The sequence below is a fragment of the Cytobacillus massiliigabonensis genome (genome assembly GCF_900199725.1).
GTDB lineage: Bacteria > Bacillota > Bacilli > Bacillales > Cytobacillaceae > Cytobacillus > Cytobacillus massiliigabonensis.
In genome coordinates this window covers 23,412-45,154 of the sequence record NZ_LT904904.1, presented here as the reverse complement: position 1 = coordinate 45,154, position 21,743 = coordinate 23,412, and the positions used below count along the sequence as shown (strand labels likewise).

Below are 21,743 nucleotides of genomic sequence, written 5' to 3'. Positions count from 1 at the left end.
AAGTGAATAACATAGAAATGTTTCACGTGTAACATTTTACGTCGAACATTTCTATGTTTTTGTTTTATCAAATAGCTTTATGGTTGGCTGCTTGTTGGAATACTAAGAAAGAAACACTGTAATTTACTATTTTCACATAGCTTCAATCAAATTAAAGTGTTATATCAGAGAAGGTATATTATTTTTGTTAAATAAATGATAAAAATGTAATAAAAAAATAATTTTTGATAAGAAGGAGTATTTTGATGTTATTTGACACACATGTGCATTTGAATGCAGATCAATATAAAGAAGATTTAGAAGAAGTAATAAATAGGGCATTAAACGAGGGTATTTCTCAAATGGTTGTAGTTGGATTTGACCGTCCAACGATTGAAAGAGCAATGGAATTAGTGGAAAAATATGATTTTCTTTATGCAAGTGTTGGGTGGCATCCTGTTGATGCTATTGATATGAAGGATGAAGATCTTCTTTGGATCGAGGAGCTTGCAAGTCATCCGAAAGTAGTAGCAATTGGAGAAATGGGATTGGATTATTATTGGGACAAGTCCCCAAAGGATGTTCAAAAAGAGGTGTTTAGAAGACAGATTCAGTTAGCTAAAAGGGTTAAATTACCAATTATTATACATAATCGGGATGCAACGGCAGATATTGTAGAGATTCTAAAGGAGGAAGAGGCTAAAGAAGTTGGAGGAATCATGCATTGTTTCAGCGGGAGTCCAGAGACTGCAAAAGAATGTGTGGAGATGAATTTTTACATTTCCCTGGGAGGACCTGTTACTTTTAAAAATGCAAAAAAACCAAAGGAAGTTGCTGAAGCAATCCCATTAGAAAAATTACTTATTGAGACTGATTGCCCTTATTTAGCTCCTCATCCATATCGAGGCAAGAGAAATGAGCCTAGTTATGTAAAGTTAGTTGCAGAACAGATTGCAGAAATAAAAGGAATCTCATTTGAAGAAGTAGCAGAAGCTACAACTGCAAATGCCAAAAAAATATTCGGCATAAACTGATAAGGAATATTGTCGTTTTTTTAGAAAGCTTGTCCTAATTTTTTCTATTTCTAAGAAGTTCTACATTTCCTTCTCCTTTCATAGGATAACCATGTCGATAAGTCTCTCTTTCCTTTCTTTTGAAGTTTTTGCATAATAGGGAATAAGTTTGAGAGGGGGCTGGTTATTCTACTTGGAAAGAAAGATTACGGCTAAATTGTTCAACCATTGTCTGTCTCCTTTGTGTAACATTTGTAATTGATGTCTAAATGCCAAGGAGTTGACAGCAAGCTCGATAGTCTATATAATCACTCCGAGAGAAAAGGAGGCGTTTTTCATCGTATTCAAAAACATGAAAAACCTGTTATCCAAGTCTTTGAGTAAAAAGAAAATAGCAATTATTGCTGCTAGCTTTCTAGTTTTTGCTGCAGCTTTTGGCTTCTTAATCTTTGAAACTACTAAGAAAACGGTAGCATTAACATTAGATGGGGAAGAAAAAAATATTAAAACTCATGCGGCAACGATAGGCGAGTTATTCGCTGAGCTAGAAATTTCTTTACACTCAGAAGATTATGTGTATCCTGCAAAGGATACGAAGGTGGAAAACAATTTAGAAGTTGTTTGGAAGCCAGCTAAACAGGTTCACATTGTAAAAGACAACGAGAAAAAAACGATTTGGACAGTATCCGAAACAGTTGAAGAGCTTTTGAATGAACAGAAGATTGCCTTATCTGAACATGATAAAGTTCAACCAAATCTCGAGGACAAAATTAAAGATCAGTTAAAGATAGAAATAGATAAAGCATTTCCGATCACATTAATGGATGGCGGAAATAAGAAACAGGTATGGTCAACTTCGACTACGGTCGCTGACTTTTTATCGCAACAGGGGATTACACTAGGAAAGTTAGATCGTGTTGAACCGAAAACAGAAGAAAAAGTCAAAGAAAATGACATTATTCATGTCATTCGAGTAGAAAAGGTCACCGATGTAGTGGAAGAACCAATCAAGTTTGCTGTTGTTACGAAGAAGGACAGCAGCATGAAAAAAGGCACAGAGAAAGTTGTTACACAAGGGAAAGAAGGTCTTCTAAGCAAGGAGTTTGAAGTTGTCTTAGAAAACGGCAAAGAAGTTTCCAGAAAATTAATTAGTGAGAAAAAGGTCAGAGAAAAGACAGATAAAGTAGTTGCTGTAGGATCAAAGACAGTCAATTATGTTGTGTCCCGTGGCAACGAATCGGGCGGCAAAGAAATATATGTCTCATCAACGGCATATACAGCGAACTGCAATGGCTGCTCAGGAAATACCGCAACAGGCATTAACTTGAGAGCTAATCCGAACGTAAAGGTGATTGCAGTGGACCCTAGAGTCATTCCATTAGGCACGAAGGTATATGTTGAGGGCTACGGATATGCTGTAGCTGCTGATACTGGATCCGCGATCAAAGGAAACAAAATTGATGTATTCTTCTCATCTAAAGCTGAAGCTTACCGTTGGGGCCGTAAGACAGTTAAAATTAGAATACTAAATTAATATTATTATTCACAATGCAGGGGGTTTTAAAACCTCTGCATTTTTTGTTTTTTTCCATTCTGGGATTTTTCATATATAATAAAAGTCATTATTTAATGTTCATCTATATAGACGATTTACATTACAAAAATGTTTCAAGTTTTTATCAAATATTTTATTTAAAGTTAAGATAGATAACTTTGGAATTAGAGAATTGTCTAGCTGCAGCGCTCTCGAGGTCATAAGCCAAACAGTCTAGAAGGTTAAAGTGCAACCTTCCAGCCAGTTCGTCTTATGCTTGTCGGGGGTGAACAAGGCGCTTACGCTTTTCGTCTTAAGGAGGAAATATGAAAGTTAAAGAAATTATTGTTGTCGAAGGAAAAGATGACACAACTGCAATTAAGAGAGCAATAGATGCAGACACGATAGAAACAAATGGGTCAGCCATTAATCTTGAAACAATTGAAAAGATAAAGCTTGCACAAGAAACGAGAGGGGTTATTGTCTTAACGGATCCAGACTATCCAGGACAAAAAATACGCAATACAATTAAAGAACAGGTTCCAGGCTGTAAGCATGCTTTTATCGAAAAGGAAGACGCTATTCATAAGCACGGAAAAGGTGTTGGTGTGGAACATGCATCCCCTGAAACGATCCGGAGAGCCCTTCAGGCTGCCCACGTGATGCGGGAAGAGACCGTGGAGGAGATTACCCAAGAGGATTTAATAACAGCAGGTCTTATTGGTGGAGAGGGAGCAAGAGAGCGCAGAGAAAAGCTCGGGAAGCTCCTGAAAATTGGCTTTGCAAATGGAAAACAGCTGCATAAAAGATTAATGATGTTCCAGATTAGTAAGGATTCATTTGCTGCTGCTATTCAAGTTATACGTCAGGAGGAAGACAATGCATAAAGATATTGCTACACCCATTAGAACCAGGGATATTCTTGAAAAATACGGCTTTTCTTTTAAGAAAAGCCTAGGACAAAACTTTTTAATTGATACAAATGTTTTAAATCGAATCGTTGATCATGCAGATCTAACGGAGGATTCAGCAGCGATTGAGATTGGACCGGGAATTGGGGCATTAACAGAACAGCTTGCCAGAAGAAGCAAAAAAGTGGTTGCGTTTGAAATTGATCAGCGTCTGCTGCCAATATTAGAAGAAACATTAGCTCCATATCCAAATACAAAGGTCATACATGAAGACATATTGAAAGCGGATGTAAAAGGGGTTATTGAAAAGGAACTAGGTGAAATAACAGATTTAATGGTTGTGGCGAATCTCCCTTATTATGTAACAACGCCAATCATTATGAAGCTGCTTGAAGAAAAGCTGCCGATTCGAGGGATTGTTTGTATGCTCCAAAAGGAAGTGGCTGATCGAATAGCTGCAAAGCCAGGAACAAAGGATTACGGCTCCCTTTCGATTGCCATCCAATATTATACAGAGGCTGAAACAGTAATGATTGTTCCTAAAACTGTTTTTGTTCCTCAGCCAAATGTGGACTCAGCAGTCATCCGATTAACGAAAAGGAAGGAACCAGCTGTATCAGTAATGAATGAAAGTTTCTTTTTCCAATTAATAAGAATAAGCTTTGCACAAAGGAGAAAAACATTACTGAATAACCTTACGAATGGGCTGCCTGATGGAAAGCAGAAGAAGGAAGAGATTCTTTCTGCATTGGAACTAGCGGATATTGATCCAGGAAGAAGAGGAGAAACTTTATCAATTGATGAATTCGCCCGTTTAAGTGATCATCTTTCTCCGAGCTTTGCATAAGGTCTGCAGATTGCAGGCCTTTTTTGAATTGTCTAGCGCAAGCGTCCTATCACTTCTTAAACTTCAGATCCCCTCCTTGCGATAAATCCACATCAATTCGCTATCGCTAACTGTGTTTCCTTTATCTCAGTTGGAGCCCCTATAGTTTGTATGGCGATGATTAAGGCGCCTCCGCTATTCTAACGCACATGTTTATGGACGTATGCATATTTTATGAAAAGAATATTATTCGATAGATCGCTCTTTATATGTATAGGGCTAAATGGAGTGACAACAGTGAGCATAAACATCATGGATATTGTCGGAAGAGTCTCTTATCAATGTGATATTATGTTTCGGGTGATTGATATACGAGAGCAAGAAGGCAAGAAAATTGCTATTTTATATGGGGAAGATATTAGGCTAGTTGCGGACGCTCCACTTGAGGATTTACTCGCAGTTAGCCAGTCGATGAGAGAAAAGAAGGCGAAGGAAATCTACACAAGAGAAGAACAATCTCTTCAACTATTTCAGCAGGATGTAGATTTGCTTAAGCAGAGACAAGAGTATGAGGCAACAGATGGGTACAACAAAGCTTACAATTATTTTCAGATTCCGGGAAGAGTGCTGCATTTAGATGGTGACCCCGCCTATTTGGAAAAATGCTTGTCCTTATATGAAAAAATCGGCGTTCCTGTAACAGGTATCCATTGTAATGAAAAGGAAATGCCAGTCAAAATTGGGCAATTAATTGATTACTACAGGCCAGATATTTTGGTTATTACAGGGCATGATTCATATTCAAAGGCAAAGGGGAAAAAAGCAGATATTAATGCATATAGGCATTCAAAACATTTTGTTCAAACGGTCAGAGAGGCAAGGAAAAAGGTCCCTCATTTAGATCAGCTCGTCATTTTTGCAGGTGCTTGTCAGTCACACTTCGAATCCATTATTCATGCGGGAGCAAACTTTGCAAGCTCACCTTATCGGGTTAACATCCATGCACTTGATCCAGTTTATATTGTAGCAAAAATCAGTTTTACTCCCTTTATGGAGCGAATCAATGTTTGGGACGTCTTAAGGAATACATTAACGGGAGAAAAAGGATTAGGGGGAATAGAGACAAGAGGGGTGCTGAGAACAGGCATGCCTTATAATAGAGAACAAATTACTGAATCATGATTTTAAGCCGTTCTGCATAAAACGGTTTATTTTTTTTTGCATGAAGAGAATGTTAAGTAAACTTACATATTTCCCTATGTATAAGGGCAACCTATAAATGTTGAAAAATAGAAGAAATTGCGGATTAAAATATATTGACAATCTTTTTTATTTCCTGTTATAATTTATATTTTTAATTTGACTCCATTGTGTCAACGTGATATACTTAACATAGTGAGGTGGACCGAATGGGAAAAACATTAAATGATATCAAAAAGGCTCTTGATTCAAACCTTGGGAAAAGACTTTTGCTCAAGGCCAATGGCGGACGGAGAAAGACGATTGAGCGTTCAGGTGTTTTGGCTGAAACGTACCCATCCGTATTTGTTATTGAGTTAGATCAGGAAGAAAATGCGTTTGAACGCGTATCTTACAGCTATGCAGATGTCTTAACAGAAACGGTTCAAATTACATTCTACGAAGATACAACAGGACAAGTTGCTTTAAATTAATAGATGTTTTTGCTTCACAAAGAGCCGCTGAAATCAGCGGCTTTTTTATTTGGTCTTTTAAATAATAGGACACATTTATGTGAATAAAGATATTTAGCAAAAAAGCTTTCGTTGACCGGAGTGGAAGTTAACCTCTGTCAACTATATCTTTCATGAAAAAGAAAATTTGTTCCATACTAAACATACACAGTGTGGAAGGGGATGTTAATCATAGGCAGAAGAAGAGGGGTTATGTCTGAAGGGTTTAAAGAGGAGCTTGCGAAGGAATTAGGCTTTTATGATACCGTCCAAAAAGAGGGGTGGGGCGGCATAACAGCCAGAGATGCAGGAAATATGGTCAAAAGAGCAGTTGAGATTGCACAGCAAAGTCTTCTGAAAAACCAGTAATCTTTTTAATGGCTTTTTCGTTTGCTTAATTATTAACTAATTTGAAAACACTGTGTAAAACCGGGGTTATACGCCTCGGTTTTTTGTTTTGAAAATTCTGTGAAACAAATAATTTGTGACGAAAGTTAGATCAGAGGTCTTACTTTTGTTGTTTTGTGGTAAAATAGGACAAAAAATGGAGTCGTTGAAATATATAAAGTAGGTGGAAATGTGAAGCTTTTGGTGAAGGCACCGGCGAAGATCAATTTATCATTAGATGTTTTACATAAACGGGAAGATGGCTATCATGAAGTTGAGATGATAATGACAACAATTGACTTAGCGGACCGCCTAGAATTAACTTTATTAGAACAAAATGAAATAAAAATTATATCACATAATCGATTTGTACCGGATGATCAGCGGAATTTAGCCTACCAGGCTGCTCTCCTTTTAAAAGAACGATTTCATGTGAAAAGCGGAGTAGAGATTGCCATTGAAAAAACGATTCCAGTAGCAGCAGGCCTTGCGGGCGGCAGCAGTGATGCTGCTGCTGTATTAAGAGGGCTTAACAAGCTTTGGGAACTTGGACTATCTGCTGATCAGCTTGCTGAAATAGGTGCAGAGATTGGATCAGATGTCTCCTTCTGTGTGTATGGGGGAACTGCCCTTGCAACTGGCCGCGGAGAAGTAATAACGAAACTCCCGGCTGCTCCGACTTGCTGGGTCGTATTGGCAAAGCCATTTATAGGCGTTTCAACAGCAGATGTGTATCGAAGGCTTAATATAAATGGGATTCACCATCCGAAAACAAAAGAAATGATTCGTGCGATTGAACAGGGAGATTATGAGGGTGTTTGCGGACATGTTGGCAATGTTCTTGAAGATGTAACATTTGCTCTGCATCCTGAAGTTGCTCAAATTAAAGAGCAAATGAAGCGTTTCGGAGCGGATGCAGTATTGATGAGCGGCAGTGGGCCGACTGTGTTTGGGCTTGTTCATCATGATTCAAGAATGCAACGGATTTATAATGGGCTAAGAGGTTTTTGTGATCAAGTTTTTGCGGTTAGAATGCTTGGTGAAAGACATATGCTTGATTAAATCCGGATAATAATGATATATTATCGATAAAATATTCGGATTTATTGGGGGTCCTATGATGAAATTTCGTCGAAGTGAACGTTTAATTGACATGACGAATTATTTACTAGAGCATCCACACCAATTAGTTTCTTTAACATTCTTTTCAGAAAGATATGGATCAGCCAAGTCTTCCATTAGCGAAGATTTAGCTATTATTAAGGAGACATTTGAACAAAGGCACATTGGTACTTTACAAACAGTGCCTGGTGCTGCAGGCGGGGTACGGTTCCATGTAAAGGTGTCGGATGAAGAGGCTAGGTCATTTATTAAAGAGCTTTGTGAGTTAATTGCCAGTCCTGAAAGGCTATTGCCCGGCGGATATTTATATATGACAGACATATTAGGTGACCCAACCATTGTCCAGCGGGCAGGCCGTTTGTTTGCTTCTGCTTTTGCTGATACAAAGATTGATGTAGTTATGACAGTTGCTACAAAAGGAATTCCTTTAGCCTACGCAGTGGCAAATTATTTAAATGTTCCTGTCGTCATCGTTAGAAGGGATAGTAAGGTGACAGAAGGCTCAACTGTAAGCATCAATTATGTATCAGGCTCTGCCAAACGTATTCAAACAATGCTGCTTTCCAAGAGAAGCCTTGAAGAAGGTTCAAGGGTTTTGATTGTTGACGATTTTATGAAGGCAGGCGGGACAGTCAATGGGATGGTTAGTATGCTGGAAGAGTTTAAGGCATATGTTGCCGGAATTGCCGTTTTAGTTGAAGCAGAGAAAGCGGAAAAGAGGCTCGTAGATGAATATCTATCCCTTGTTAGGCTTTCAGATGTTGATGTAAAAGAGAAAAAAATCAATGTAGGTGAAGGTAATTACTTCAAAAGATCTTTAGAAGGGGGAAAATCAGTATGAAAGCGATTCAAACAAACATGGCTCCAGCAGCAATTGGTCCTTATTCACAAGGAATTATAGTAAATAATTTGTTTTATAGTTCTGGACAAATTCCGCTTACGGCTGAAGGTATAATGGTTGAAGGTGATGTAAAGGCTCAAACTCATCAAGTATTTAAAAACCTCAAGGCAGTACTTGAAGAGGCTGGAGCTTCCTTAGATACAGTTGTAAAAGCAACGGTGTTTATTCAAAGTATGAATGATTTCGCTGCTATTAATGAAGTATATGGAGAATACTTTCATACCCATAAGCCAGCTCGTTCTTGTGTAGAGGTGGCTAAACTTCCTAAGGATGCATTAGTTGAAATTGAAGTGATTGCTCTAGTTAAATAAATTGCTGGTCTAAAAACAAGCTTAATTTATCAGATAAGCTTGTTTTTTCTTTTATTAGCTAAAGGTGTATGGTTTTTATAGGACGAATTATTTATAAATTAAAATATTTTTGTATATTATTACAAGAAACTAGTCATAATGAATGAGGGAATATAAGGGAAAATATGACATCTTGCTCTTTCAACTGAATAATTCGAAAATTTTTTTCGACTTAAAGAAGGAGAAACAAGAATTATGTTGAATTTATACACTAGGTTTGTATCTTCTCGTAAAGGTGGTGAACAGGATGGAAGTAACTGACGTAAGATTACGCCGTGTTAATACAGATGGTCGGATGAGGGCTATTGCATCCATTACTTTAGATCATGAATTTGTTGTTCACGATATTCGAGTGATTGATGGGAATAACGGTCTATTTGTTGCGATGCCAAGCAAGCGTACTCCAGATGGTGAATTTAGAGATATCGCTCACCCGATTAACTCCGGAACTAGAGGCAAAATCCAGGAAGCTGTATTATCAGAATACCACCGTTTAGGTGAATTAGAAGTTGAATTCGAAGAAGCTGGAGCTTCCTAAACAAATAAACATCAAGGGCCTACTTCCAAAGTATGGCTCTTTTTATTGGCTCTTTTTTTAAAAGATAAAATTCACTTCTCTCCTTTTCTATCAATACCCCCTTTTGTTTCCATCTAAACCTGCCCTCTTGAAAAATGTTCATTAAATTGACAAATATAAGTAGTTTTTTTCCTTCCTTGAAATAGATGCTTAATTAAGATATATTTTTAATGGATAAAAAGGATATCATTGTGATGGCTTTTCGAGTTAAAGATATATTTTGGAATGGAGGCTGCGTTTATGTCTAATCGTTATGCGGTTATATTAGCCGCGGGCCAAGGGACAAGAATGAAATCAAAACTTTATAAAGTCCTTCATCCCGTTTGCGGTAAACCAATGGTTCAACATGTAGTTGATCAAGTTTCAAAGCTTAATATAGAGGAAATAGTTACCATTATCGGGCATGGAGCGGAACAGGTTCAGACACAGCTTGGTGATAGCATATTGTATGCCTTGCAGAAAGAGCAGCTGGGAACAGCTCATGCTGTTATGCAAGCAAAGGATATACTAGGAGAAAAAGAAGGAGTAACGATTGTTGTATGCGGTGATACACCGCTGATTAAACATGAAACAATGGAAGCACTCCTTAACCACCATGAAAAGACAAAGGCAAAGGCTACGGTCCTAACTGTATTAGCGGATGATCCTTCTGGGTATGGTCGCATTGTTCGCGGTGAAAATGGGCATGTAGAAAAAATTGTTGAACACAAAGATGCAACAGAAACAGAACGAGAAATTCAGGAAATTAATTCAGGAACCTATTGTTTTGACAATAAGGCATTATTTAGTGCGCTAAATCGAGTAAGCAATGATAATGTACAAGGTGAATACTATCTTCCTGATGTGATTGAAATATTAAAAGGTGATCAAGAAATCGTTACGGCCTATCAAACGGAAGATTTCGAAGAAACACTTGGTGTGAATGATCGTTTAGCACTTTCCGATGCAGAGAAATTTATGAAAAAACGGATCAATGAATTTCATATGAAAAATGGTGTGACAATTATTGACCCATTAAATACATATATCGGTCCAGATGTTATAATTGGAATGGATACAATATTATACCCAGGAACAATCCTTTCTGGAAATACGATAATTGGCTCTGATTGTGTGATTGGTCCACATAGTGAAATTGCTGATTGTGAAGTAGGAGATCATACAGTTATACGTCAATCCGCTGCATTTAATAGTCGAATAGGAAATGATGTGCAAATTGGACCATTTGCTCATATTCGTCCAAAATCTGAAATTCACGGCAATGTAAAGATCGGCAACTTTGTTGAGGTGAAAAAGGCTATCTTTGGTGAAGGAAGCAAAGCTTCACATCTAAGTTATATTGGTGATGCTGAGGTTGGCAGAGATGTGAATATTGGCTGTGGTACAATAACTGTTAATTACGATGGGAAAAATAAATTTTTGACAAAAATCGAGGATGGCGTTTTTGTTGGCTGTAATTCCAATCTTGTAGCACCTGTAACGATTGGCAAGAACGCCTACGTAGCAGCTGGTTCTACAATCACAGAAGATGTACCTGGGGAAGCGTTGTCAATTGCGAGAGCGCGTCAAGTGAATAAAGAGAATTATGCAGAGAAACTGAACAGAAAGAAATAATCGATGGAGGCTCAACATGTCTAATCAATATTTAGATCCTAATTTAAAGGTTTTTAGTCTTAACTCAAACCGCGGCTTAGCACAGGAAATTGCAAGTGTAATTGGAGTGGAATTAGGGAAGTGCTCAGTACAGCGTTTTAGCGATGGAGAAATTCAGATCAACATTGAAGAAAGTATTCGCGGTTGTGATGTATATGTAATTCAATCAACAAGCTCTCCAGTAAATGAGCACTTAATGGAACTTTTAATTATGATCGATGCTTTAAAACGCGCTTCTGCTAAAACAATTAATATTGTTATGCCGTATTATGGATATGCTCGTCAAGACAGAAAAGCAAGAGCACGTGAACCTATTACTGCTAAATTAGCAGCTAATCTTCTTGAAACTGCTGGAGCAACTCGTGTGATTACTCTTGATTTACATGCACCTCAAATTCAAGGATTCTTCGATATTCCAATTGATCACTTAATGGGTGTGCCAATTTTATCAGAGTACTTTAAGAAAAAGGCAATGGATGGAGATGTTGTCATTGTATCTCCTGACCATGGCGGAGTAACACGTGCACGTAAAATGGCAGAGCGCCTAAAGGCTCCGATTGCGATCATTGATAAGCGCCGTCCAAAGCCAAATGTTGCTGAAGTGATGAATATCGTAGGTAATATTGATGGAAAAGTGGCGATTCTAATCGATGATATCATCGATACAGCTGGAACGATTACCCTTGCTGCCAATGCGCTAATCGAAAATGGGGCATCAGAAGTATATGCATGTTGTACACATCCAGTATTATCAGGCCCTGCAATTGAAAGAATTCAGAATTCAAATATTAAAGAATTAGTGGTTACAAATTCAATTGCTCTCCCTGAAGAAAAGAAAATTGATAAAATTGTTGAGCTATCTGTAGCACCTTTAATTGGAGAAGCGATCATTCGCGTTCATGAAGAGCAATCAGTAAGCACGCTTTTCGATTAATAGAAAGAAAAGCGTAAGTGCCTTGCTTAGCGTCGTATGGACTGGACCGCTCCGACGAGACAAAAGAACACACGAAGAGTGATAGCGATTCGATGTTGACTTATCGTTGAAGGGGGCGGAAAGTCCAATAGGCGCTATGCGCTGGAGCTAGACAGTTCTCCGCTCGATAAATGTAATACTTTCTTATCCGATAAAAATCAGCAGGCCTGCATAAGTGTAAGCCTGCTATTATTGCATCTTTTGATGTCTCTGATTTTGAACTTGAAGGTTTAGTTTTCCTCATTTTAGGGCATTTTTTATATAGAGTGTCTTAGATTATAAAATGAGGAAGGGGATCAATTGATGACAACTGTATTGCAAGCACAGGAGAGAAAAGAATTTCGAGGATCTGCTTTAACTCGTATACGCCAGGATGGAAATATTCCAGCTGTATTCTATGGAGCAAAATTGGACAGCAAGTCTATTTATGTAAGCGAAGCTGATTTTACTAAGGTCATTCGGAAAGTAGGAAGAAATGGCGTTATTTCATTAGAATTGGATGGGAACAAACATAATGTAGTATTAAGTGATTATCAGGCAGACCCGATTAAACATGAAGTAATCCATGTTGACTTTCTTGCAGTGGATATGTCGAAGGAAATAACAGCCAATGTGCGAATCAATCTAGTTGGAGATGCACCAGGAGTTAAAGATGGCGGTGTGATGCAGCAAGCTATGCATGAGCTTACTGTTACTGCAACGCCTGATAACATTCCTCAATCGGTTGATATCGATGTTTCGAATCTCCAAGTAAATGAAACACTTACCATTGCTGATATTCAAACGAATAGCGGTTATACAATAACTGATGGCGACGAGGAAGTTGTTGCCTCCATCCTTCCTCCTAGACAGGAAGCAGAAATAAATAGCGGCGAAGAACAAGAGCCTGGAACTCCTGATAATGAGGAAGGCAGAGAAACGAAAAGCAGTGAAGAATAAAGGCTAGAAGGGATAAAGCCTTGCCCGATAAGAAGGGACTGGCCTGAAATAATTGGTCAGCCCCTTCTTTTTAGGCAATATATATAAAGATGGTGGGAAAATGAAACTAATTGTTGGACTAGGAAACCCAGGAAAGCAGTATGAAAAGACAAGGCACAATATTGGGTTCGAGGTAATCGATGCACTTTCTGATCGATTGAATATTCCGCTAAACCAGGCAAAATTTCAAGGAGTCTACGGTGTTGGTCATGTACATGGGGAAAAAGTATACTTGTTAAAGCCTCTTACCTATATGAATTTATCAGGGGAATCTATTGCAGCTCTAATGGACTATTTTCAAATAGAAGATGAGGAGCTTGTTGTTATTTATGATGATTTAGATTTGCCAGTAGGGAAAATTAGATTGAGGCAAAAGGGCAGTGCGGGCGGTCACAATGGAATAAAATCAACCATCGCCCATTTAGGAACACAGGAGTTTAACAGAATAAGAGTAGGAATTGACAGACCCCCTAGCGGAATGAAAGTTCCAGACTATGTATTAGGGAGATTTACGAATGAGGAGCAGGAAGTATTGGCTGGGGTTATTTTAAAATGCGCAAATGCCTGTGAGGATTGGATATCCAAGCCATTTCTACATATCATGAATGAATATAATCAGTAATCCATCATATTTTTTTATTAGTATCATAAAATAATATATCTTTAAATTTAAGAATGCTACTGTATGCTAACTGTACCCCTAATGAATAAGTTCATACCAATGCGTTCATACTAATAGTATTGAACTGTTTGGCAGGGAGGGACAGGCATGGCTATACATTATCATTGCCGTCATTGTGGAGTGAAAATAGGAACAATTGAAAATACAGCGATAAACACGGACTCTCTAGGATTTCATCTACTAAATCATTCTGAAAGGCAGGAAATGATTTCATATGATCAGTCAGGGGATCTTCAAGTAAAAGCAATTTGCGAAGATTGCCATGAACTGTTAGAGCGCAATCCTGATTTTCACGAACATGACTTCTTGATTCAATAATAGGCTTTGGACGATCATCCAAAGCGTTTTTCTATTTCTAATTATTGTGAATTGTTGGTGAAAGCGGACTGACAAGCCGATTGCGAGTTTCAGTATGATAAAGTATACCATTTTTAATTGGGATAGCTGTCTAGCTGCAGCGGCTAGACCCTCGAGTCATAAGCCAATCCGTCAAGAAGGTTAAAGAACAACCTTCCAGTCGTCTTGTCTTATGCTTGTCGGGTCTGACCACATTTCAGATTGGAGGGTAGCCATGATAGGGCTTAAACATATGATAAGTCAGCAAGATGATGTAAAGTCCGTCTTGTCTGGTATAAAAGAAGGACTAAGGGAGCAGCTAATATCTGGCTTATCCGGTTCTGCACGTACACTTTTTCTTGCCTCTGTTTATGAACAGACACGAAAGCCGATGCTTATTGTTACACATAATCTGCTTCAGGCACAGAAATTATATGAGGATATTGTTAATTTAGCAGGGGAATCGGAAGTATTTTTATATCCAGCTAATGAGTTAATCGCTGCAGAAATTAGCATTGCAAGCCCAGAATTAAAGGCACAGCGAATAGAAGTATTAAACTATTGGAGCAAGAGTAAAAATGGAATATTAATTGCTCCGATGGCAGGATTGAGGAAAATTCTCCCGCCTGCATCCCTTTGGAAGGCTTGCCAATTAACATTAAAGGTAGGCGATGAACTTCTTGAAGATCAATTCCTTCAATTTGTTCAAATGGGATATACACGGGTTGGAATGGTCTCATCCCCAGGTGAATTCAGTGTAAGAGGCGGGATTATTGATATTTATCCTTTAACAGAGACAGACCCTATTCGGATTGAATTATTTGATACAGAAGTAGATTCGATCCGTTCTTTTTCACTGGAGGATCAGCGTTCAAAAGAGAAACTATCAGAAGTGACAATTGGACCTGCAACAGAATATCCTTTGCGGGCTGATCATTTTAGTAAAATTATCGAAAAACTAGAAAAAGGTTTAGGATCAAGTCTTAAAAAGTTAAAAGATGAAAAAGCAAAGACACAGCTAGCACAAAATATTAGCTTTGAATTAGAACAATTAAAAACGGGCAGTAAGCCTGACCAACTATTCAAGTATCTATCCTTTGCATATGAGGAAAGAAATAGTTTAGTAGACTACCTTCCTGAGAATGGCCTTATTGTTATTGATGAAATTAGTCGTGTCCAAGAGATGAATGACTCTTTGGAGAAGGAAGAAGCGGAATGGTATACAAGCCTATTAGGTGAAGGTCAAATTATCCATGATGTAAAAATTTCTCATGACTTAAAAGGGTTTTTAAATAAGAAGAAGCAGCCAGTTATATACTTGTCTTTATTTTTAAGACATGTACCGAATACGAGTCCTGAAAATATTATTAATGTAACATGCAAGCAAATGCAGAATTTCCATGGGCAGATGAATGTGTTAAAAGGTGAACTGGAACGCTGGAAAAAAGCGAACTATACGGTAATTTTATTAGGTCCTGGAGAAGAGCGGGTAAAGAAGCTCCAAAGGGTATTAGAAGAATATGAAATTGACACGCTGTTCGTTGATGAAAAACAGCCTCTTCTCTTAGGGAAGGTTCAAATCTCAGAAGGAAATCTTCATACGGGATTTGAACTGCCGATTCAAAAGCTTGCCGTGATTACGGAAGAAGAGCTTTTCAATAAACGGACAAAAAAACAGCCCCGTCGCCAAAAACTTTCAAATGCTGAACGAATCAAGAGCTATTCAGAATTAAAAGTCGGTGATTATGTTGTCCATGTAAATCATGGGATTGGGAAATATTTGGGGATTGAAACGTTAGTAATTAATGGCGTTCATAAAGATTATCTTCATATACGCTACCAGGGCAGTGATAAGCTTTATGTTCCAGTCGAGCAAATTGATCTTATTCAAAAATATGTTGGTTCAGAGGCGAAAGAGCCAAAAATATATAAATTAGGCGGAAATGACTGGAAGCGGGTTAAAAAGAAAGTTGAATCCTCTGTTCAAGATATTGCAGATGATCTAATTAAACTTTACGCGGAACGAGAAGCCTCGAAAGGACATGCTTTTAGCCCGGATGGAGAGATGCAGCGTGAATTTGAATCGGCATTCGCCTACCAAGAAACAGAGGACCAGCTTCGCTCGATCCATGAGATTAAACGCGATATGGAGAGAGAGCGGCCGATGGACCGGTTGCTTTGCGGGGATGTCGGTTATGGAAAAACAGAGGTGGCCATCCGTGCCGCTTTTAAAGCAATTGCGGATGGCAAGCAGGTGGCGATTCTTGTACCCACTACTATTCTTGCTCAGCAGCATTATGAAACTATGCGTGAAAGGTTTCAAGATTTTCCGATTGAAATTGGTCTCTTGAGCCGTTTTCGGTCAAGAAAGCAGCAAACAGAAACGATTAAGGGGCTAAAGTCTGGTGCTGTTGACGTTGTTGTTGGTACGCATCGTATTTTATCAAAGGATATTTCCTACCGGGATTTAGGTCTATTAATCGTTGATGAAGAGCAGCGCTTTGGTGTGACACATAAAGAAAAGATTAAACAGCTAAAGACGAATGTTGATGTATTGACGCTTACTGCAACGCCAATTCCGAGGACTCTTCATATGTCTATGCTTGGTGTACGCGATTTGTCGGTTATTGAGACACCTCCTGAAAATCGTTTTCCGATTCAAACATATGTCATGGAATATAATGGCGGGATCGTCCGAGAAGCAATAGAAAGAGAACTTGCGAGAGATGGACAGGTGTATTTTCTCTATAACAGAGTTGAGGATATTGAGAGAAAAGCTGAAGAAATTTCTATGCTTGTACCAGATGCGAAGGTGACCTATGCACATGGGAAAATGACAGAAAATGAGCTTGAATCTGTTATGCTGAGCTTTCTGGCAGGAGAATTTGATGTTCTTGTGAGTACAACAATTATTGAAACAGGTGTTGACATTCCGAATGTGAATACATTAATCGTTCATGATGCTGATAAAATGGGACTTTCACAACTTTATCAGCTGAGAGGAAGGGTTGGCCGTTCGAACCGGGTAGCCTATGCTTATTTCACTTATCGGAAAGATAAAGTATTAACGGAAGTGGCAGAAAAACGGCTTCAAGCGATAAAGGAATTTACAGAGCTTGGATCCGGATTTAAGATTGCCATGCGTGATTTATCGATAAGGGGAGCAGGAAACCTGTTAGGGGCTGAACAGCATGGCTTCATTGATTCAGTTGGATTTGATTTATATTCGCAAATGTTAAAAGAAGCTATTGAGGATCGAAAAGGCAATTTGAATGAAGAGGTTAAGCCGCGAACAGAAGTAGACCTTGAAGTGGATGCCTACCTTCCTGATGCTTATATTAATGATGGCCATCAAAAGATTGAAATGTATAAACGATTTAGAGGAGTTTCTTCACTGGAAGACCTAGAAGAATTAAATGAAGAAATGCTTGATCGATTTGGTGAATATCCAGATGAAGTATCTTATCTATTCCAAATGACTGAGATGAAGGTTTATGGAGAAATGACTGGAATTGAAGTGATTAAGCAAACTAAAAATGAAGTTTTAATTCTTTTATCTGAAAAAGCTAGCTCGCGAATTGATGGTCAGAAAATCTTTGAAGTCACAAGTAAATATGGACGAACAGTTGGTCTTGGAATGGACGGGAAAAAACTTAAGGCTGTTCTTTATATTAAAGGGATGAAAACTAGCGAGTGGCTGAATATTGCCTTTGAAATTGTCCGTGGTCTTTATGAATCAAGAAAAGAGGAGCAGAGTCAAACAACTTCATAGAAGATGTTTGACTTGCTTAGGATGAGGGTATTTCATAAGTGAAACTGCTTGTAATGTTTAACCATATTTGGTTAACCCCAACTGCATGAGAAAAAAATAATTGAATGTGTATATAACTTTCCAGATGAAAGATACTAAGTTCAAACATGGCGATGCATTCATTTTCTCCCAATTAAAGCATTGCTAAATGAAAAGCAGATGCGTCTTAAGTTTAGACAGCTGACTAGCGCAGTCGCTTTTCGAAATCATCAGATGAAAGTGAGGCAACATTAGATGAAAGCAACTGGCATTGTTCGTCGAATCGATGATTTAGGTCGTGTAGTTATTCCTAAGGAAATACGCAGAACATTACGTATTCGCGAAGGAGATCCTCTTGAAATTTTTGTAGACCGTGATGGAGAAGTCATTCTAAAGAAATATTCACCAATCAGTGAGCTTAGTGACTTTGCTAAGGAGTATGCAGAAGCATTGTATGACAGCCTTGGCAATCCCGTATTAATTTGTGACAGGGATACGTTTATTGCTGTTGCAGGCGGTTCAAAGAAGGATTATTTAAATAAAAATATTAGTGAACTTGTTGAGAAAACCATGGAGGACCGCAGTTCGGTTATTATGAATCAGTCAGGTAATATCTCCTTGGTTGAAGGAAATTCAGAGGATTTAACCGCTTATACAATTGGCCCTATCATTGCGAATGGAGATCCAATTGGTGCAGTAATTATTTATGCAAAAGATGGTTCCTTAGGTGATGTAGAACAGAAAGCAGTGGAAACTGCTGCGAGCTTCTTAGCAAGACAAATGGAATCTTAAGAAGTGCGCCAGCCTTCTAGAATTTGCAAAAGAATATACTTGAAAAAGGGGTAGCGATATGCTGCCTTTTTTCTTTGTCTTAAGCTTGTCGGGGGTGAACAAGGCACCTCCGCTTTTCTATGTTATAATACTTCTGAATTATTGCTGATTGTGTTTTGGGAGGAGTTGGGCTATGAGGCCCGAAAAAGATTCTAGAGATCTCTTTAAAGGAGCACTCATTTTAACGATTGCTGCTTTAATTACAAAAGTATTAAGTGCGATGTATCGCGTACCATTTCAAAATATAGTTGGAGATGTTGGATTTTATATTTATCAGCAGGTGTACCCATTCTATGGTGTTGCATTAGTATTAGCGACGAATGGGTTTCCGGTTATTATCTCTAAGCTTTATGCAGAGCAGGCAGTAAAGCAGGGAAAGAATGGCATACATCGTTTATTTGCCATTTCTGCAGTTGTTTTAATGGCAATTGGTTTTTCCGGCTTTTCGATTCTTTACTGGGGAGCTGAATGGCTTGCAGCCTTAATGGGAGATCAAGGGCTTGCGCAATTGCTGCAAATGATATCGTTTGTCTTTCTGATTTTTCCGATTGTATCCGTCCTCAGAGGGTATTTTCAAGGAACTGGCAATATGATTCCGACCGCAGTTTCTCAGGTTGCCGAACAGTTTGTTCGTGTTCTTACCATTTTGCTAGCTGCCTGGATTCTGACAAAAAAAGAGTACAGCTTATACATAGTTGGAAGTGGAGCCGTTCTTGGCTCAATAACCGGTGGAATAACAGCTGTACTGGTATTGAGCATATTTTATTGGACTAGAAGAAAACGAACATTCCTCTCGATTGAAAAAATAAATTGGAGAGAAAGCGGAAAAATTGCTAACGCGCTTCTGTTTCAAGGTTTTGCTGTTTGTATCAGCAGCATGCTTCTCGTTTTTATTCAAATGGCTGATTCATTGAACCTATATTCCATCCTTCACTCTTCCGGATTTACGAGTGAAGGGGCAAAGGGATTGAAAGGAATTTATGACAGGGGACAGCCATTAATACAGCTTGGGACGGTTGTTGCAACTTCTATGTCGTTATCTCTCGTTCCGATGATAACGAGTGAAAAGCTGAGAGAGCAAGTGGAATATATGCATGATAAAATTCGCCTTGCCCTTCAAATTGGTTTATTCATTGGGGTTGGTGCAACATTTGGCTTATGGAGTATTATTAAACCTACTAATCAAATGCTATTTGAAAATAGTGAGGGTTCTGAAGTGCTTGGAGTATTATGTTTGCTGATTTTATTTACCTCCATAATTATTACTGCAACCGCTATTCTTCAGGGTTTAGGCAATTTCCTATTCCCTGCTTGTATTATTCTCGGCGGATTTGGAGTCAAATATGGTTTGAATATGGTTCTTGTCCCGTTCTTTGATACGATGGGAGCGGCAATTGCTTCCATTATCACGTTATGTATGGTGATGTTCTTATTGTTATATAGGCTTCGAATAGTATTAAAAACGTCGATTTTAAGCATACGATTTATCCTTGTTGTAAGTGCAGCAGCACTTGCCATGACGTTTGTTTTAAAGCTTTATTTATATACAACAGGTCTATTCCCAACCTTTGATCATGATCGTCTGTTTGCAGGCTTTCAGGCAGTAAGTGCTGTAATTATAGGAGCAATCGTATATTTATGGATTGTTATAAAGGGAAGGACTTTTAAAGAGGAGGAACTTGCCATGCTGCCTTTTGGAAGCAAGCTATTGTTTTTCCTGCCAAAAAAGAAATAGGAGTTGAAGAAGCAGATGAAAAAAATTCGTATACTCGGGCTTGGCGCAGGAGATTTGGATCAGCTTCCACTTGGTGTGTATCGGGCATTAAAGAGCGCGGACCCACTTTTTTTGCGTACAAAGGAGCATCCAGTTGTAAATGAACTAGAAAAAGAGGGGTTGAGTTTTACATCTTTTGATTCTGTTTATGAAAGCCATGATCAATTTCAAGCAGTATATGAGGAGATTTGTCATAAGCTTCTTGATGAAGCGCTATCTAATGGAAATATCATCTATGCAGTGCCAGGTCATCCGCTTGTGGCTGAACAAACTGTACAGCTTTTACTCGAACAAGCACCTGGAAAAGGTGTGGATATAGAAATTGGCGGCGGTCAAAGCTTTCTTGATGCCCTATTCCAAGCATTAAAAATTGACCCTATCGATGGCTTTCAGCTTCTCGATGGTACAAGCCTGAAGAAGGATGAAATCGAAGTGAAACAGCATGTAATGATTGGTCAGGTATATGATCAATTTGTTGCTTCAGAAGTAAAGCTTACACTTATGGATATCCTCCCGTATGACTATGAAATATATATTGTGACTGCTGCAGGCAGCCAATTCGAACGGATTCAAAAGGTTCCGTTGTATGAACTTGACCGTGAAGTAGAATTAAATAATTTAACGTCCGTATACATCCCGCCAGTCAAGGATGAAGCTATTTTATATAAAAGGTTTTCCAAGCTCCGTCATATTATTGCTGAATTGCGTGGACCTAATGGCTGTCCATGGGATAAAAAGCAAACGCATGAATCTTTAAAGAAGTATGTAATCGAAGAGGCGTATGAACTTATTGAAGCGATAAATGAAGAGGATACTGATCATATGATTGAAGAGCTTGGCGATGTTCTTCTTCAAGTCCTCCTGCATGCACAAATTGGCGAGGATGAAGGGTTATTCTCAATAGATGATGTCGTTGAAGGTCTGTCTGAAAAAATGATTCGCCGTCATCCGCATGTATTTGGTCAAACAACAGCGGAAACCGAAGAAGATGTTTTGAAGAATTGGGAGGCTATTAAACAAGAAGAAAAGGGGATAGAAGAAGAATCACTCCTTGATCAAGTAGGGAAGTCCCTTCCGAATTTAATGGCAGCTGCGGAAATTCAGAGGAAAGCGGCGAAAGTTGGCTTTGACTGGGAGGAAGTAGGACCAGCTTGGGAGAAAGTAAAAGAAGAGATTCGTGAATTCGAATTAGAAGCAGCGAATAGCAGCGAAAAAATGGCAAATGAATTTGGTGATATTCTCTTTGCCTTTGTTAATATCGCCAGGTTTTACAAAATTGATCCTGAAGAGGCACTATATGAGACAAATCAAAAATTTAGACGCCGCTTTTCATATGTGGAAAAAAAGGTAAAGGAAAGCGGAAAGCCCTTTGGAGATTTCCAATTAGAGCAGCTTGACCAATTTTGGGATGAAGCAAAAGAAAAAGGTCTATAAA

The 21,743-nt window shown here is 38.5% G+C and carries 20 protein-coding genes; all 20 read left to right on the top strand.

The features are described 5' to 3' along the window. The first annotated feature begins 245 nt into the window (after positions 1-245). The 20 genes from C1726_RS11590 to yabN all read left to right on the top strand — a co-directional run bounded on the left by C1726_RS11590 (position 246) and on the right by yabN (position 21,742). Positions 246-1,013, top strand: a complete 768-nt coding sequence (locus C1726_RS11590; RefSeq protein WP_102273320.1) for a TatD family hydrolase — start codon at positions 246-248, stop codon at positions 1,011-1,013. Between the two features lie 331 nt (positions 1,014-1,344). Then, positions 1,345-2,526: a G5 and 3D domain-containing protein gene (locus C1726_RS11585; protein ID WP_102273319.1), complete on the top strand. Its 1,182-nt coding sequence runs from the start codon at positions 1,345-1,347 to the stop codon at positions 2,524-2,526. A gap of 326 nt (positions 2,527-2,852) precedes the next feature. After that, complete coding sequence (gene rnmV / locus C1726_RS11580; protein ID WP_102273318.1) at positions 2,853-3,413, top strand: ribonuclease M5; 561 nt, start codon at positions 2,853-2,855, stop codon at positions 3,411-3,413. Beyond that, positions 3,406-4,284, top strand: a complete 879-nt coding sequence (rsmA, locus tag C1726_RS11575) for a 16S rRNA (adenine(1518)-N(6)/adenine(1519)-N(6))-dimethyltransferase RsmA (RefSeq protein WP_102273317.1) — start codon at positions 3,406-3,408, stop codon at positions 4,282-4,284. Before rnmV ends, rsmA begins: the two co-directional genes overlap by 8 nt. A 276-nt stretch (positions 4,285-4,560) precedes the next feature. Beyond that, positions 4,561-5,445, top strand: coding sequence for a sporulation peptidase YabG (yabG, locus tag C1726_RS11570; RefSeq protein ID WP_102273316.1), 885 nt, complete (start codon positions 4,561-4,563; stop codon positions 5,443-5,445). Between the two features lie 227 nt (positions 5,446-5,672). Then, positions 5,673-5,936: a biofilm formation stimulator Veg gene (gene veg, locus C1726_RS11565; RefSeq protein WP_053479348.1), complete on the top strand. Its 264-nt coding sequence runs from the start codon at positions 5,673-5,675 to the stop codon at positions 5,934-5,936. Between the two features lie 210 nt (positions 5,937-6,146). Continuing rightward, positions 6,147-6,323 carry a small, acid-soluble spore protein, alpha/beta type gene (locus tag C1726_RS11560; protein ID WP_102275782.1) on the top strand — a complete coding sequence of 59 codons (177 nt, stop codon included), beginning with the start codon at positions 6,147-6,149 and terminating at the stop codon, positions 6,321-6,323. Positions 6,324-6,533: 210 nt separating this feature from the next. After that, positions 6,534-7,403 (top strand): 4-(cytidine 5'-diphospho)-2-C-methyl-D-erythritol kinase, encoded by an 870-nt coding sequence (gene ispE / locus C1726_RS11555; protein ID WP_102273315.1) that lies wholly within the window; start codon positions 6,534-6,536, stop codon positions 7,401-7,403. A 58-nt stretch (positions 7,404-7,461) separates the two neighbouring features. Further along, positions 7,462-8,304 carry a pur operon repressor gene (gene purR / locus C1726_RS11550; RefSeq protein ID WP_102273314.1) on the top strand — a complete coding sequence of 281 codons (843 nt, stop codon included), beginning with the start codon at positions 7,462-7,464 and terminating at the stop codon, positions 8,302-8,304. Continuing rightward, entirely contained in the window at positions 8,301-8,675 is a 375-nt protein-coding gene (gene ridA / locus C1726_RS11545; RefSeq protein WP_102273313.1) for a 2-iminobutanoate/2-iminopropanoate deaminase, read from the top strand. Before purR ends, ridA begins: the two co-directional genes overlap by 4 nt. 286 nt (positions 8,676-8,961) lie before the next feature. After that, on the top strand, positions 8,962-9,252 hold the full coding sequence (gene spoVG, locus C1726_RS11540) for a septation regulator SpoVG (RefSeq protein ID WP_053479353.1): 291 nt from the start codon (positions 8,962-8,964) through the stop codon (positions 9,250-9,252). 279 nt (positions 9,253-9,531) lie between these two features. Next, complete coding sequence (gene glmU, locus C1726_RS11535; protein ID WP_102273312.1) at positions 9,532-10,905, top strand: bifunctional UDP-N-acetylglucosamine diphosphorylase/glucosamine-1-phosphate N-acetyltransferase GlmU; 1,374 nt, start codon at positions 9,532-9,534, stop codon at positions 10,903-10,905. Between the two features lie 16 nt (positions 10,906-10,921). Beyond that, a complete protein-coding gene (locus tag C1726_RS11530) occupies positions 10,922-11,878 on the top strand; it encodes a ribose-phosphate diphosphokinase (protein ID WP_102273311.1) in 957 nt (318 codons plus the stop codon). A gap of 342 nt (positions 11,879-12,220) precedes the next feature. After that, complete coding sequence (locus C1726_RS11525) at positions 12,221-12,856, top strand: 50S ribosomal protein L25/general stress protein Ctc (protein ID WP_102273310.1); 636 nt, start codon at positions 12,221-12,223, stop codon at positions 12,854-12,856. 100 nt (positions 12,857-12,956) lie between these two features. Next, complete coding sequence (gene pth / locus C1726_RS11520) at positions 12,957-13,517, top strand: aminoacyl-tRNA hydrolase (protein ID WP_102273309.1); 561 nt, start codon at positions 12,957-12,959, stop codon at positions 13,515-13,517. Positions 13,518-13,664: 147 nt separating this feature from the next. Beyond that, positions 13,665-13,895, top strand: a complete 231-nt coding sequence (locus C1726_RS11515) for an anti-sigma-F factor Fin family protein (RefSeq protein ID WP_102273308.1) — start codon at positions 13,665-13,667, stop codon at positions 13,893-13,895. Between the two features lie 253 nt (positions 13,896-14,148). Next, positions 14,149-17,685, top strand: a complete 3,537-nt coding sequence (mfd, locus tag C1726_RS11510; RefSeq protein WP_102273307.1) for a transcription-repair coupling factor — start codon at positions 14,149-14,151, stop codon at positions 17,683-17,685. A 273-nt stretch (positions 17,686-17,958) separates the two neighbouring features. After that, on the top strand, positions 17,959-18,495 hold the full coding sequence (spoVT, locus tag C1726_RS11505) for a stage V sporulation protein T (RefSeq protein ID WP_102273306.1): 537 nt from the start codon (positions 17,959-17,961) through the stop codon (positions 18,493-18,495). 172 nt (positions 18,496-18,667) lie between these two features. Then, the gene (locus C1726_RS11500; RefSeq protein WP_102273305.1) at positions 18,668-20,269 is read left to right on the top strand and encodes a putative polysaccharide biosynthesis protein; all 1,602 of its coding nucleotides are present in this window, start codon (positions 18,668-18,670) and stop codon (positions 20,267-20,269) included. Positions 20,270-20,284: 15 nt separating this feature from the next. Continuing rightward, positions 20,285-21,742 carry a bifunctional methyltransferase/pyrophosphohydrolase YabN gene (gene yabN, locus C1726_RS11495; RefSeq protein WP_102273304.1) on the top strand — a complete coding sequence of 486 codons (1,458 nt, stop codon included), beginning with the start codon at positions 20,285-20,287 and terminating at the stop codon, positions 21,740-21,742. Position 21,743 lies beyond the last annotated feature (1 nt).